General features: G+C 72.3%; 13 protein-coding genes. 6 read left to right on the forward strand and 7 right to left on the reverse strand.

The genetic code is table 11. The features are described 5' to 3' along the window. Window positions 1-499, forward strand: a 499-nt coding sequence (locus tag KBX08_RS18645; protein ID WP_210784747.1) for a hypothetical protein, incomplete at its 5' end; no start/stop codon positions are given. 21 nt (window positions 500-520) lie between these two features. Here KBX08_RS18645 and KBX08_RS18650 read toward each other — a convergent pair. Further along, window positions 521-859: a PadR family transcriptional regulator gene (locus KBX08_RS18650; protein ID WP_210784748.1), complete on the reverse strand. Its 339-nt coding sequence runs from the start codon at window positions 857-859 to the stop codon at window positions 521-523. Between the two features lie 160 nt (window positions 860-1,019). Between KBX08_RS18650 and KBX08_RS18655 the strand changes: the two genes are divergently transcribed. After that, window positions 1,020-1,973, forward strand: coding sequence for a DNA primase (locus tag KBX08_RS18655; protein ID WP_210784749.1), 954 nt, complete (start codon window positions 1,020-1,022; stop codon window positions 1,971-1,973). A gap of 39 nt (window positions 1,974-2,012) precedes the next feature. Beyond that, complete coding sequence (locus tag KBX08_RS18660; protein WP_210784789.1) at window positions 2,013-4,457, forward strand: transposase; 2,445 nt, start codon at window positions 2,013-2,015, stop codon at window positions 4,455-4,457. 271 nt (window positions 4,458-4,728) lie between these two features. Here the strand turns inward: KBX08_RS18660 and KBX08_RS18665 are convergent, their stop codons facing one another. The 4 genes from KBX08_RS18665 to KBX08_RS18680 form a co-directional block, all read right to left on the reverse strand. Then, entirely contained in the window at window positions 4,729-5,322 is a 594-nt protein-coding gene (locus tag KBX08_RS18665) for an ATP/GTP-binding protein (protein WP_007455465.1), read from the reverse strand. Window position 5,323: 1 nt separating this feature from the next. Next, on the reverse strand, window positions 5,324-5,698 hold the full coding sequence (locus KBX08_RS18670) for a DUF742 domain-containing protein (protein ID WP_124820399.1): 375 nt from the start codon (window positions 5,696-5,698) through the stop codon (window positions 5,324-5,326). A gap of 98 nt (window positions 5,699-5,796) precedes the next feature. Beyond that, on the reverse strand, window positions 5,797-6,201 hold the full coding sequence (locus tag KBX08_RS18675; protein ID WP_030329023.1) for a roadblock/LC7 domain-containing protein: 405 nt from the start codon (window positions 6,199-6,201) through the stop codon (window positions 5,797-5,799). Next, on the reverse strand, window positions 6,198-9,806 hold the full coding sequence (locus tag KBX08_RS18680) for a nitrate- and nitrite sensing domain-containing protein (RefSeq protein ID WP_210784750.1): 3,609 nt from the start codon (window positions 9,804-9,806) through the stop codon (window positions 6,198-6,200). Before KBX08_RS18680 ends, KBX08_RS18675 begins: the two co-directional genes overlap by 4 nt. Window positions 9,807-10,308: 502 nt before the next feature. Here KBX08_RS18680 and KBX08_RS33890 point away from each other — a divergent pair. Next, window positions 10,309-10,602 carry a hypothetical protein gene (locus KBX08_RS33890; protein WP_238690831.1) on the forward strand — a complete coding sequence of 98 codons (294 nt, stop codon included), beginning with the start codon at window positions 10,309-10,311 and terminating at the stop codon, window positions 10,600-10,602. 2 nt (window positions 10,603-10,604) lie between these two features. Here KBX08_RS33890 and KBX08_RS18690 read toward each other — a convergent pair whose 3' ends face one another. Continuing rightward, complete coding sequence (locus KBX08_RS18690) at window positions 10,605-11,678, reverse strand: adenosine deaminase (RefSeq protein ID WP_210784751.1); 1,074 nt, start codon at window positions 11,676-11,678, stop codon at window positions 10,605-10,607. A 53-nt stretch (window positions 11,679-11,731) separates the two neighbouring features. Next, complete coding sequence (locus KBX08_RS18695; protein ID WP_210784752.1) at window positions 11,732-12,190, reverse strand: PPOX class F420-dependent oxidoreductase; 459 nt, start codon at window positions 12,188-12,190, stop codon at window positions 11,732-11,734. 57 nt (window positions 12,191-12,247) lie between these two features. On the opposite strand from KBX08_RS18695, the gene KBX08_RS18700 reads away from it, so the two are divergent. Both KBX08_RS18700 and KBX08_RS18705 read left to right on the forward strand, forming a co-directional pair. Further along, window positions 12,248-12,736: a MarR family winged helix-turn-helix transcriptional regulator gene (locus KBX08_RS18700; RefSeq protein WP_210784753.1), complete on the forward strand. Its 489-nt coding sequence runs from the start codon at window positions 12,248-12,250 to the stop codon at window positions 12,734-12,736. A 1-nt stretch (window position 12,737) separates the two neighbouring features. Then, window positions 12,738-13,610, forward strand: a complete 873-nt coding sequence (locus tag KBX08_RS18705) for a putative RNA methyltransferase (protein WP_210784790.1) — start codon at window positions 12,738-12,740, stop codon at window positions 13,608-13,610. The last annotated feature ends 2 nt before the right edge of the window (window positions 13,611-13,612 follow it).

The raw sequence follows: 13,612 nt of genomic DNA on the forward strand, positions 1-13,612 counted from the left end.
GGTGGTGGAGTTCGGCTCACCGGCGCAGGTGCTCCCGTCCTGGCAGGCGGAGCTGGCGGTGGGCGCCCTGCGCGGCCTGTCCCTGCGGATGCTGGCGATCGCCGGGGTGGGGGTGGTCGCCGGTGATCTGACCTGGCGGGGGTCGAGCTGGAGCGGCGGCCCACGTCCCCCGGCCGGCTACCTGCTGCTCTCCAACTCGGTCGACTGGATCTGGATGAGCGCGCTGGTGCTCTCGGTGGCCGGTCTGCTGGTGGTCTGGGCGACCGCGCGGGCGCCCCGGCCCGGCCTGGCCCTGGCCCAACGCGCGGTGGGCACCGGTCTGACCGGTGTGCTGGCGCTCGGCATAGTGACCGGCAGCGCCCTCTTCACCTGGTCGCTCAACCTCTGGGACGCGGCGGCGCACTGGCCCCCGATGATCATCGGTGCCGTGTTGGTGGGCGGCGCCTACTTCTCGCTGACCCGCGCGGCGCGCGGCTGGCTGCTGGCCACCGCCCGCTGATCGGCGGCGGATCCGAGCGGGTCAGGCCGGGTTGGGCGGGCTGCCGGGATCGAGGAACCGGCCGACGGTCAGTTGGAACTCACGCCAGCCGGCCCGCTCCCCGGCCAGCGCCCGCCGGCCGGAGTCGGTGAGCTCGTACGTCCGCCGTTCCCGGCCGCTGACAGTGCTCCAGGTGCTCGCCACGTGACCGGCGCGTTCCAGGCGACGGAGCGCCGGATAGATGGTGCCGGTGGGCAGATCCAGACTGCCGTCACTGCGGGCGCGCAGCGCCTCGATGATCGCGTAGCCGTGCAGCGCGCCCTGTTCGAGCACGGCGAGCAGCAGAGCGTCGAGATGGCCGTGCAGTTCCTGGGCCTTCATACGTAGCTACGCTACTTGTCGAACCGCCGCTTCGCCAGCGGTGACGACCAGCAGGTCGGACCAGTGCGCCAACCGGCCACCGGGGTGCGGGCATCGGTCACCCAGGGCTGCCGACTAGGGTATGTGCCCAGAGTCACTCGCCGGTCAGAGACCCCGGTGGGTGGGCAACCCGAAGCACACGGAGGTCAGCGTGGCCCGCCAGTCGCCCCAACGGCCCGACGCCGACGAGCCCGAGCTCGACGACACCACCGGCGCGGCCGAGCCAGACGAGACCGAGACCGACCGCCCGTCGGCGTCGATCGACCGCTCACTCTGGGACGAGCTGCGCATCGACCCAGTGGAGATCGCCCTGCCCGCCGGCACCGGCTTCACGCTCCGGGCGTACCGACCGGCCAGTTCGCTGACTCCGACCGACGTGACCGAGCGCGACCAGGACGACCCGTTCCTCGCCCGCCGCCAGGCGATCGAGGAGGAGGAGGACGACGAGACCGTCGTCATCCTCGACGAGGAGTTGGCCCAGGAGTTCGCCGACGAGGACGACGAGTCGAAGCGCCGCCGGGACGGCGCCGCCACCGACACCGAGACCGACGACGAGTCGGACGAGGCCGTCACGGACGAGGCGGACGACGAGGAGGTGCCGGTCTTCCTCAGCAACCGAGGCAAGCTGCTGCTGTTCAAGACCCCCGAGTCGCTTGTCAGTTTCATCCGATCCGGTGCGCCAAACGATCTGTCCCAACTGGACAGCTGGAATGAATTGTCCGAACGGGTGGAGCCGGCAGACATCGCTCCGCTCGACGAGGACACCTACGAGCTCGACCTGGTCGTGGAGAACCTGCGCGGCGGGCACGACACGTGGGATTCGACCCTGCTGATCGAGGCGGGTGAGGCCGCGCGTGACCTCTCGTACGCATTGCGGCTGCCTGCGGTACTCGACATGCTCTCCGCCGGCTCCAGCCTCGACGACCTGGACGAGGCTCTGCGTGGCACCGCCAACGGTGGGATCGGCGCGTTCATGGCGCGGCGACGGCTGAAGAAGATCGGGGCGCAGACCGCAAGTTTGGGTTGGCGCACCATTGTCGGCAAGATCTCTGCGGTGGTGGACTGGCGCGACTGACCCGTACCGGGGAGCATCAGTTGCTGGCAGAGGAAAGACCTGTCCCGGGAGGAGGACGACGCCGTGGCGCTCGTGCGCGTTTACTGCGGTCTGGCCTCGGCGGATCCGGCTGACCGACCGGCCTCCGCCGGTTCGACGCTGACGTCCGCTGTGGTCGACGACGCAGGCCGTCTGCTGCATGTCTGCGAGATCAGCGATGACGCCGCTGGCTACGCCCAGCTCGTCGCGCTGCTCGTGGAGCGGTCGGGCGGGCCGAGCGGTGCGGCCATCGCCGCCGACAGCGACGACCACACGGTCACCTCGCTGCTGAGCGCCGCGGGGCGACCCCTGGCCATCGCTGACGACGACTCGGTGGACGACTTCGCCGAGCGATTCGCCGATGACGACTCCCTTGAGGAGATGCAGTCGCCTCCGGCCGAACGACGGGCGGTCGGCCTCGCCCGCGCGTTGCAGGCGGGGGCGCTCTCCGCTGTCACCCTGCCGGCACCTCGGGACCTCGCCGGTTACAAGCAGGTGCTCTCCGCGCACGCCGCGCTGGCCAGTGGTCGACACTCCGCCGCCGTGGCGCTGCGCGAGGTTCTGCGTGAGCTCTACCCGGCGGCCCTGCGCGCATACCCGGACCCGGCCGAGCCGGTCTCTCTGGCCGTGCTGGACGCGCTGCCCGAGCCGGGCATGCTCGGCGGCACCGTGGCCCGGGGCCGCGAGGTCTCGGTCGCGGCGGATGCCATCGCCGCGCACCTCGCCGCGGACGGGGTCGCCGATGCCGAGGAGATCAACGAGGCGGTCACCGCCCTGCGGGTCGCCATCTCCGAGACACCCCGACGTGCCGCTGTCAACCGGGCGCTCACGTCCGCGGTGGCCGAGACGGTCCGCCAGGCCGTCGCCTCCGTACGGGCCTGCGACGCCGGTTGTGAGGCGCTGGTCAGCGCGCTCAGCTCACGGGTCACCACTCCTGTCCAGGCACCCGGCCGCCGGGCCGCGGCCCGCCGTGGCGAGTCCGTCGGCGAGTTGACCGGCCTGGCCGGCGCCAACGCCGGGTTGACCGGTCGGGCCGGCACCAACGCCGGGTTGCGGTCGGTTCGACCCACTCCGCCGGCCGCCGACCCGGCACCCGCTGTCGGGCGGCGCAGCCGCCCCGAGCCGGTCCCCGGTAACGCGCCGTTGGCGTCGCCCCGCCCGCTCGGGCCACCGCCGGTCGCCCCCGCGCCGGTCACGCCGCCGCCGGTAGCACCCGCGCCGATGACTCCGGCGGCGATGGCTGGTCCGCCTGCGTCCACGCTGCCCAGTCGCAGCGAGCCGCTCCCCAGCCGGATCGACGGCCCGACCAACCGGCCCGTCTCCTCGCCGCCGCCTCCGCCGCCCGGGATCACCCCGATCGCGCCGGCGCAGCGCGGCATGGTGCCGCCGGCCGAGGCCGGTGAGCCGTTCCGGCCGACGCTGACCACTGCCGCGATCAACAACGCGCGGGCCGAGCGGCAGCGGACCGTCATTCCGCCCCGCCCCAAGACCAACGGCGAGCCCCGGCCGAGCCACCAGCAACGCCCGGTCGACGAGCCACCCACCGGCGGGTTCAGCGCCACCGATCTCAGCATTCCGGTGCCGACCCCCCGGCCGGGTCAGGAGACCGCACCGCCCGGCTCCCGTGCCAACTGGCCGCTGGTCAACAACCCGGAGGACCCGTCCGACAGCTCACCGAACAACCCGGTGGCCTACTCGTACGGCGGCAGCCGCGGTGTCGACGCCCCGACCGACCCGGGTCGGGCCGACGGTCGGGTCACCCCGCCGTGGTTGGCGGACGACCTGCCACCGGAGCCGCCGATGCTGCGGCTGGTGGAGCCGCCGCCGCTGGCCGACCGGGCGCTGCGCGAGGGGCTCAACCCTCCCGCGGACCAGCACCTGGAGACGCCGCCGCTGCGCCTGGTCGACCGCGAGCAGGCCGCTCGCAACGGTCGGGCGGCCGCCCGTACGGAGCGCGCCCCCGAGCACCGGCCGCCGCCCCCGGTCGAGCACCGGCCACCGCCGAGGGAGCACCGGCCGCCGCCGGTCGCCGACGAGGGCGACGGCGATCTGCTGATCTTCGCGCAGGCCAAGTCGGCCTGGTTCGTGGGGCAGCCCGAGGAGTCCGACCTGGACTGGTCGACCACGGCCGACACCGGTTGGCAGGCCGCGGAGCAGGCCGCCCGCCCGGCGGTGGGCGCCGAGACCAACGCCGGGCTGCCGAAGCGCGTGCCGCAGGCCAACCTGGTGCCGGGTTCGCCGCTGCGCGAGGAGCGCCCATTGCGGATAGTGCGTGATGCGGCAAGTCTCGCGGAGAACACGACCGGCTACTTCCGTGGCTGGCGTCGCGGCCAGGAAATCGGCGGTTTCGCTGTGGGTGGTCGGCCCGGTCGCGAGGCGGCCGGCGGTTGGGACTTCAGCCGCGACCACGGTGACCGCGACGACGACCGGGAGTACGAGTACCGCTCGGCGGGCTACCAGTCCTGATCCGTCAGCACATGCGGGAGCGCCCCCAGCCGGCTGGCTGGGGGCGCTCCCGCGTCAGCAGGGCGGTTCCCCGGGTACGCAGAAGCCGCCTCGTGAGGACCATGGGTGAGCTCGTGCCCCGGACAGGGGCGGACAGCTTCCAGGTCACCAGGAGGCGGCTTGGCGGCGCGCCGGCTCGTCCAGGCGACGAGCCAGCGCGGTGGGACTCACCGGGGCGGCTGGCAGCGCCCGGTGGCGGCCGGAGCCACCACCGGGGCGTGGAGCGCCGCGATCAGGCCGGGGCGACGGCGCGCGTACGGCGCATGGTGAGCACGTACTCGACCAGCGAGATCAGCACGTGCTTCGTCGACTCCCGGTTACGGGCGTCACAGGCCACCACCGGCACGTCGCTCGAGATCGCCAAGGCGTCCCGGACGTCCTGCGGGTCGTGGTACTGCATCCCGTCGAAGCAGTTGATCGCCACCAGGTACGGCAGGCGTCGGTGCTCGAAGAAGTCGATCGCCGCGAAGCAGTCGGCCAGCCGGCGAGTGTCCACCAGCACGACCGCACCGATCGCACCCCGCACCAGTTCGTCCCACATGAACCAGAAACGGGTCTGACCCGGCGTACCGAACAGGTACAGGATCAGGTCACGGTCGATCGAGATCCGGCCGAAGTCCATGGCCACCGTGGTCGTCGTCTTGCCCGGCACCTGCCGGGTGTCGTCGACGCCCACGCCAGCGGAGGTCATGATGGCCTCGGTGGTCAGCGGCGTGATCTCCGAGACCGAGCCGACCAGCGTCGTCTTACCGACGCCGAATCCACCGGCGATAACGATCTTCGCCGACGTCACGCGGCCGCTCGGGTTCGGCGGGCGGTGCGACATGTCAGAGCCTGCGAAGTCCACTCAGCACCCTCTCCAGCAGTTCAGTGCCCACCGCGTCGTCGGAGTCGTCCAAAATGGTCGGCTCGTGGACCGCGACCAGGCCGTCCGTCGCCATGTCGGCGATGAGCACCCGGGCCACACCGAGCGGGAGCTGCATCCGCGCCGCGATCTCCGCGAGCGATTGCACGCGACCGTCACACAGCGCGGCGATGTACTGGTGTTCGCGGCCACCACCGTTGCCATTGGCAGCGGTACGGCCGCGCACCGTCGTCTCGACGAGCGCCTCCAGCGCGATGTCGAGCCGGGGACGGGTGCGACCACGGGTCACGGCGTATGGACGGACCAACGCTCCGGTCGGTTCGTCACGATCGGCCATCTCGCCGCTCACCTCCTTCGCACCCGTTACCGGCTCCCACCGGTGAAACCCGTCGTTGTCGTTGTTGCAGTCGTGCCGACCTCACGATCGGCTAGACGTCAGCCCAGCATGCCCGCAGCCGCGCGCGGCTGCGGGGTCAGTGCGTCGCCCACCCGGTCGACCAGCAGCGCCATCTCGTAGCCAACCTGGCCCACGTCGGAGCTGCGGGCTGCCAGCACGGCGAAGGACGAGCCGTCCGAGATGGACATCAGGAACAGGAAGCCATTGTCCATCTCCACGACGGTCTGCAACACCGCGCCTCCCTCGAAGCAGCGTGCTGCCCCCTGGGTCAGGCTGACCAGACCCGACGAGATCGCGGCGAGCTGGTCTGCCCGGTCGCGCGGCAGATCCCGTGACGACGCGAGGAGTAGGCCGTCCGCCGATACGGCGACCGCATGCGCGACGCCGGGCACCCGGTCGGCGAAGTTGGCCAGCAGCCAACCAAGATCCTGCGTAGTTGTCATCCTTCTTGCTCCTTCTGCCCGCTCCCGGCCACCGGGCCTGAGCCAGACTGCGAGGATTGCCCTCCCGGAGTCGCCTCCGGGCTGGTCGGGTTGTCCGAGGTGCTACGCCCTCGCTGCACGCCCCGGTGGTAGGCGGAGAGCAGGCCACGAACCGCCTCCGGGGAGCGCCGCTGGACCGAGGTGGTGGGCTTCTCTACCGCACCGGGTACCAGCTGCGCCATCGGCTTGCGCTTCGGCAGACCGGTCGTGGTGGTCTCGCTCACCGGCGCCGCGCCGGCCGCCGCGGAGGCAGCACGCCAGCCGTCGTCGGCAGCGGTCTGCCAGCCGTTGCTCTGCGGTTGGGGCCGGCGGTTCGGCAGGCTCTCGGCGAGGCTGGGGCGGGTGCCCTCGTTCGCTGTGGAGCCGTTGTCCCGCGGCGCTCCTCCGACCGTCGGAGTGTCTGCCATCGGTGTGTTACCTGTCGTCCCGGGTGGTGTCTTGTGGACTGCCCGACCGGTGGCCTCGACCGTGGCGAACTGCTGGGTCGCGGAGTCGCCGTTCGTCGCTGGCTGGGCGCCGGCCGCGGTCTCCTCGGAGCCCGGGCGACGGGTACGGAACCAGGCCGACTCGAGCTCCCGGAAGATCGGCAGCTCCATCGTCTCATCCGCGTACCGCTGACGGTTCTGCGCCTGCGGCTGCTGCGGCGTTGGCCGAGTCTGCGGCGTTGGCCGAGTCTGCGGAGCCGGGGTCGGCGCAGGAGCCGGAGGCTGGGCTGCGGCCGGCTGCTCGCCCGGTCGCGGCACCCGCGGCAACTCCGTCGTCATGTCCAGCGCGGCGGCGAGCCGCTCGGGCACCGGCGGGGTGGCCGTGTCCCGGTCGCTACCCGGCACTGGCGGCCAGGCCGGCGGCGCCGGGGCGTTGGGTGCCTGCGCGGGCGGGGCGGATCGGGGCGCGAAGCCGCTGAACGACTGGCTGGACGCCGGCGGCGCCGAGTACGGCTGGTTCGAGTACGGCTGCCCGGACGCCGGCGAGGCCGAGACCGGCGCCGCGGACACCGGCGGACCGGCGTACGGCTGCCCGGAGGCCGGAGCGGCGGACACCGGCGCGCCGCCGTACGGCGCACCCGAGTAGGGCTGCCCGGAGTACGGCTGGCCGGATGCCGGCGAGGCGGAGACCGGCGCACCGGAGTAGGGCTGCGCGGAGACCGGCGGCGCCGAGTACGGGTGCGCCTCGGGGCTGCTCGGCAGCTGACGCGGAATGGCCGGCTGCTGGCCGGTGGTCGGGGTCTCGTCCCCGGCCCGGCGCTGCGGCAGCGGGTCGGTGCCCTGGCCGTTGGCCGACCGGGGGGTGAACCCGTCACCGCCGTTCGTCCCGGCCGCGCCGGTCAGGTCGGACCAGGCCGGCATCGACCGGTACGCGCCACCGTTGGCCGGGGCGCCGGCACCGTTGCGCGTGGCGGGGTCGAACGGGCGACCGCCCAGGGTGACCTGGTTTCCGGACTCGCTCGGGCGAGGGCCGTTGCCCAGCGCGGGCAGCGCGCCGAACACCGGTGCGGGCCCACCGGACTGCGGACCACCGAACTGGGGAGCGCCGGCCGCCGGCAGCGCCGGAGGCTGCTGCACCCGACCGGAGAGCGCCCGGGGCACCAGCACCGAGGTGGGCAGGGTCACGTCGGCGACCGTGCCGCGATCGTTGCCGGGGCGGAGTTCGACCCGGACACCGTGCCGGGACGCCAGTCGGGCGACCACGACCAGGCCCATCATCCGGGACACGGCCACGTCGACCTGCGGTGGCGTCGCGAGCCGCTCGTTGAGGTCGTGCAGCTGCTCGGCGCTGATGCCGATACCGCGGTCCTCGACGTACAGCGAGGCGCGGTCGCCGACACGCCGGGCCTCGACCATGACCTGCGAGTCGGGCGGGGAGAACGCGGTGGCGTTGTCGAACAGTTCCGCGACGAGGTGCACCAGGTCGTTGACCGCGTGCGCGGCGACCTCGATGTCGCGGTCGATGACACCGAAATCGATCCGGGTGTAGTGCTCGACCTCGGACTGCGCGGCGCGCAGCACGTCGATGAGGGCGGCCGGCTCACGCTGCACGCGGGTGGAGTCGGCACCGGCGAGCACCAGCAGGTTCTCGTCGTTACGGCGCATCCGGGTGGCCAGGTGGTCCAGCTGGAACAGCTCGGCCAGCCGGTCCGGGTCCTCCTCGCCGCGCTCCAGCCGGTCGAGGTGCCCGATGAGGCGGTCGACCAGGATCTGGGAACGACGGGCGAGGTTGACGAACATGGTCGCGACGGAGGCACGCAGTGCCGCCTGCTCGGCGGCCGTGCGGACGGCTTCCAGGTGGACGGCGTTGAACGCCTCGGTCACCTGGCCGAACTCGTCCTTGCTGCGCACCGGCAGTGGTTCGGCGATCTGGTTGGCCAGCTGCACCGGGGAGAGCTGCCCGACGACCTGCGGGTCGCGCAGACGGGCCACCGCCTGTGGCAGGCCGTACTGGGCCACGGAGAGCGCGCCCTGCCGCAGCTCACGGAGTGAGCGGGCCATCGAGCGGGCCACCAGGTAGGCGAAGAGGATGGCCAGCAGCAGCATGCTGAGCAGTAGGCCGGTCTCCAGGAAGACCTGGCGCTGGACGTCCGAGCGGAGGGTGTCGGCCTGGTTGACCACTTCACTGTCGAGCTTCCGCTCGACGGTGCGGATCAGCTTGGCGTTGGCCGTCATGGCGGCTTCCCACTGGTCCGGGCCGAACGGCGCACCGCGCATGTCGCCGGTGGTGTTGCCGTCGATCCAGCCGGTGTAGTTCTGTGCCTGCCGGCGGTCGCCGCCCGCGACCGTCTGGTCGTGGAACTTCGCGTCGTCCGGGGTGGCGACGGCCTTGAAGCTCTGCAGGGCCTGCTGCTGGCCGGTGTCACTGGCGACGTAGTCCCTGCGCAGTGCCGGGGTCAGGCGCTGTCGGCCCTGAACGCCCAGTGCGCGGTGCACGACGACCCGGCGTACGGCCAGGAACTCCTTCTCCCGGGCGACCGCCGCGGCGGCGCGCATCCGGTCGCTCAGTTGGTTGTCACCGGCGAGCTGCGTGGACGAGTCGCGGATGGCGAGCAGGTCACTGATCAGACCCTCGTACGCCTGCACGGTCTCGGTGAGCGCGAGCTTTCCGTTGAACACCTGGCTGCGGACGCCCGCCAGGTCCTGCAGGTTCTGGTCGATGCTGTCGAGCAGACCCTCGAGGCTGCTCGGCAGGTCCTCGATCTCGGCCCGCTGCTGCCGGTAGGGGGCCGCGTCCTGGTCCACCCGGGAGTTCACCCGGTTGTAGGCCTCCTGGTACTGCGCCGTCGGCTGCGTCCCGTTCGCGCCCAGCAGCAGCACGGCGGCGGTCCGCTCGTCCTGCAGGCTGTCGACCAGGTCACCCGAATAGCTCGACAGATTCGCCAGGTCGCCAGCTCGGTTGGCATTGTTGAGCGTCTCCACGTGGTCGATAAGACCACTGGTGCCCACCACGACCGTGGCGATGGTCGGCACGATCATGATGAGACCGAGCTTGGACCAGATCGGCATGTCCCGGAGCCGGCTGGCCGGCCGGCGCAGCCGCGACAGGAAGGAGCCCGCCGTCTTTGGCCGTTTGCTCACGTCACCGCCCTCGCGATTACAGCTTGAACGCGTTGCCCCGGGCAACGCCCAGCGACCGACCCGGCGGGTCGGACCCCCGAGATTCCATCACGCCGGTCGACAAGAAGAAAGCCCAGGTTGTCCCGGACCGAAGGTGTGATGAGATGTTGATGCGATTTGATAGCAGTCTGTCTGGCCGGAGTAACTGAAGGTAATGGAACATCCGCACCGTGTTGTCCTACTAGCCGGCCCATCGGGGTCCGGAAAGTCGTACATAGCGCAGCAAACCGGCTTGCCGGTGCTGTGCTTGGACGACTTCTACAAAGACGGCGATGACCCTACGTTGCCGAGACGAAACGGCCAGGTGGATTGGGAATCGCCGCACTCCTGGGACGCCCCCAGTGCGGTGGAAATCATTGCCCAACTTGCCCGCGAGGGCCGAGCCGATGTGCCGGTTTATGCGATCGGTGCCGATCGACGGGTAGCCACCCGGCCATTTGATGTCGCCGGATCGCCACTTTTCGTGGCCGAAGGGATCTTCGCCGCCGAGATCGTCGAGGAGTGCCGTCGCCGTGGCCTGCTCGCCGGGGCGTACGCGCTGCGCCGCCCGCGCGGGGCCACCTTCCTGCGCCGACTCGCCCGCGACCTGTCCGAGCAGCGCAAGGCGCCTCGGGTGCTGATTCGGCGCGGGGTGACGCTGCTACGGGCCGAGCCCGCGGTGCTGCGTCGGCAGATGGGCCTCGGCGCGGAGGCGGCCCGGGCCCGGGAGGTGCTGCGCCGGGTGGCCGGGCTGCTCGCCGGCCACCCACATGGTTGAGCTCAGGCCATCAACTTCGCGTACGCCGGCTTGATCACGTCGTCGATGATCCGCAGCCGCTCGTCGAACGGGATGAAGGCGCTCTTCATCGCGTTGATGGTGAACCACTGCAACTCTTTCCAGCCGTAGCCGAACGTCTCCACCAGCAGCGACATCTCCCGCGACATCGAGGTGCCGCTCATCAACCGGTTGTCGGTGTTGACGGTGGCCCGGAAACGCAGGTCGCGCAGCAGGCCGATCGGGTGGTCCGCGATCGAGGCCACCGCGCCGGTCTGCACGTTCGACGAGGGGCACAGCTCCAGGGGGATTCGCTTGTCCCGGACGTACGCGGCCAGCCGGCCGAGTGAGCCGTCGGGCGCGATGTCGTCGACGATCCGCACCCCGTGGCCGAGCCGGTCCGCCCCGCACCACTGGATCGCCTGCCAGATCGACGGCAGACCGAACGCCTCGCCGGCGTGGATGGTGAAGTGGAAGTTCTCCCGTTGCAGGTACTCGAAGGCGTCCAGGTGCCGGGTGGGCGGGAAGCCCGCCTCGGCGCCGGCGATGTCGAAGCCGACCACCCCGGCGTCCCGGTGCCGCACGGCCAGCTCGGCGATCTCCTGGGAACGGGCGGCGTGCCGCATGGCGGTGAGCAGGGTGCCCACCCGGATGGTCAGGCCCGCCTCGACCGCCTGGGCGGTGCCCTCGGCGAACCCGGCCAGCACCGCCTCGACCACCTCGTCCAGGCTGAGGTCCCGTTCCAGGTGCTGCTCCGGGGCGAACCGCACCTCGGCGTAGACCACGCCGTCGGCGGCCAGGTCGAGGGCGCACTCGCGGGCCACCCGACGCAGCGCGGGCGCGGTCTGCATGACCGCCACTGTGTGCGCGAACGTCTCGAGGTAGCGCTCCAGCGAACCGGAGTCCGCCGCGTCCGCGAACCAGCGTCCGAGCGCCTCCGGATCCGTGGTGGGCAGTCCGTGGCCCACCTCGGCAGCCAGGTCGACGATCGTCGCCGGCCTCAGCCCGCCGTCGAGGTGGTCGTGCAGCAGCGCCTTCGGGACCTTGACGATGTCCTCGTACCGGATAGTTGCGACCATGCTCAGACCCTAGTCAGCGGCCTGGCCGGACCGGTACGGGACCGGCCGGGGCGTCACGGCCGCCAGCCGTACACCCGGTGCACGTCGAGCCGGATCACGAGCCGCCCGTCGGCGACCATGGCGGCCCGGTAGTCCGCCCAGTCCGGGTGGTCGCCGCGAATCCGGCGGTAGACCTCGACCAGTTCGTCGACCGTCTCGTCGGTGGTGGCCACTGCCGGTTCGCTGAGCGTCACGGTCCCGTCCGCGACCGCGTACGCGCCGCCGTCCGGCGTGGTCACGTGGAAGCTGGCCCGGGGGTCGCGGCGCAGGTTGCGCACCTTTGCCCGGTCCCCGGTGGTGGAGCAGCGGATCAACCCCGGCTCGGCCAGGTAGTCGAGGTTGGACAGCTGGGGCCGCCCGTCCCGGCGCAGGGTGACCAGCACTCCGCGCCCGCGCTGGCCGAACAGCTCCCACAGTCGGTCGCCCGCGGCGGCGGTCGGCGCGCTCCGCCGCTGGAGAGGATTGGTTGACATGTCATCGAATCTAAGACCAAGTCGATGACATGTCAACGACAGCGTTAGACTCGACGGATGGACGTACCCCGGTGGCTGGACGAACGGGAGGACCGCGCCTGGCGCGGCTACCGCCGGATGCGTCGACTGCTCGACCTGGAGCTGGCCCGGGAGCTGACCCAGGACGCCGGCCTCTCCGAGGCCGACTACGACGTGCTGTCCGACCTCTCCGAGACACCGCAGGGGCGGCTGCGCCTGCGGGAGCTGGCAGACCGCATGCTCTGGTCGCGCAGCCGGCTCTCCCACCACCTGACCCGGATGCAGCAGCGCGGCCTGGTGACCCGAGAGGAGTGCGCCGACGACGCCCGGGGCTCGGTCGTCGTCCTCACCCCCGCCGGTCGGCGGGCCATCGAGTCCGCCGCCCCCGGTCACGTGGCCGCCGTCCGCCGGCACCTGATCGACCTGCTGACCCCCGCGGAGGTCGACGCCCTCGGCGCGCTCACCCACCGGGTGGTCGACCACCTCGGTGGGCGGGCGCCCCAGCCACGCCACGATGCGGAGCTCTGACGTGGACCCCCGCATCCTCGACCGGCTGCGCTGCCCGGTCTGCGGCGAGCCGCTGGCCGAGGCCACCGCCGGCACCTCCAACGCGCTGCGCTGCCCGCGCCGGCACAGCTTCGACATCGCCAGACAGGGGTACGTCAACCTGCTCGCCGGGCGCGCCCCACACGCCGGCGACAGCGCCGAGATGGTCGCCGCCCGGGCGGACGTCCTCACCGCCGGGCACTACGACCTCATCTCGGCCGCCCTCTCCGATGCCGCGACGGAAGCCGCCGGTCGGCCCCGCGCGACGCCCGACCTCGAGGCGTACCCCCTGGTGGTGGATGCCGGCGCCGGCACCGGCCGGTACCTCGGCGCGGTGCTGGCGGCGCTGCCGGACGCCGTGGGTCTGGCCCTGGACGTGTCCAAGCCGGCGCTGCGCCGCGCGGCCCGCGCGCATCCCCGGGCCGCCGCCGCGCTCGCCGACACCTGGCAGCGACTGCCGCTCGCGGACGCCTCGACCGCCGTGCTGCTGAACGTCTTCGCCCCGCGCAACGGCCCGGAGTTCCACCGGGTGCTCGACCCGGCCGGCGTGTTGCTGGTGGTCACGCCCGACACCGACCACCTCGCCGAGCTGGTGGACGTCCTCGACCTGCTGCGGGTGGACCCGGACAAGGCCGACCGGGTGGCCGCCAGCCTGGGCGGGCACTTCACGCCGGTCAGCTCGGCCGTGCACCGGGCCGAGCTGGCGCTGACCCGGCCGGAGGTCGCCACCCTCGTGGGGATGGGCCCCAGCGCCTGGCACACCGACCCGGCCGCGCTCGCCACCCGGCTGGCCGCGCTGCCCGAACCGGCCCGGGTCACAGTGGCGGTCCGGCTCGACGTCCTGCGACCTCGCTGACC

The organism is Micromonospora sp. H61 (assembly GCF_018070325.1).
Classification (GTDB): Bacteria; Actinomycetota; Actinomycetes; order Mycobacteriales; family Micromonosporaceae; genus Micromonospora; species Micromonospora salmantinae.

Coding starts and splice junctions, on each gene's coding strand:
- KBX08_RS18650 (WP_210784748.1), bottom strand. CDS start 859: ATGAAGGCCCAGGAACTGCACGGCCATCTCGACGCTCTGCTGCTCGCC.
- KBX08_RS18665 (WP_007455465.1), bottom strand. CDS start 5,322: ATGTCGCACCGCCCGCCGAACCCGAGCGGCCGCGTGACGTCGGCGAAG.
- KBX08_RS18670 (WP_124820399.1), bottom strand. CDS start 5,698: ATGGCCGATCGTGACGAACCGACCGGAGCGTTGGTCCGTCCATACGCC.
- KBX08_RS18675 (WP_030329023.1), bottom strand. CDS start 6,201: ATGACAACTACGCAGGATCTTGGTTGGCTGCTGGCCAACTTCGCCGAC.
- KBX08_RS18690 (WP_210784751.1), bottom strand. CDS start 11,678: ATGGTCGCAACTATCCGGTACGAGGACATCGTCAAGGTCCCGAAGGCG.
- KBX08_RS18695 (WP_210784752.1), bottom strand. CDS start 12,190: ATGTCAACCAATCCTCTCCAGCGGCGGAGCGCGCCGACCGCCGCCGCG.
- KBX08_RS18700 (WP_210784753.1), top strand. CDS start 12,248: ATGGACGTACCCCGGTGGCTGGACGAACGGGAGGACCGCGCCTGGCGC.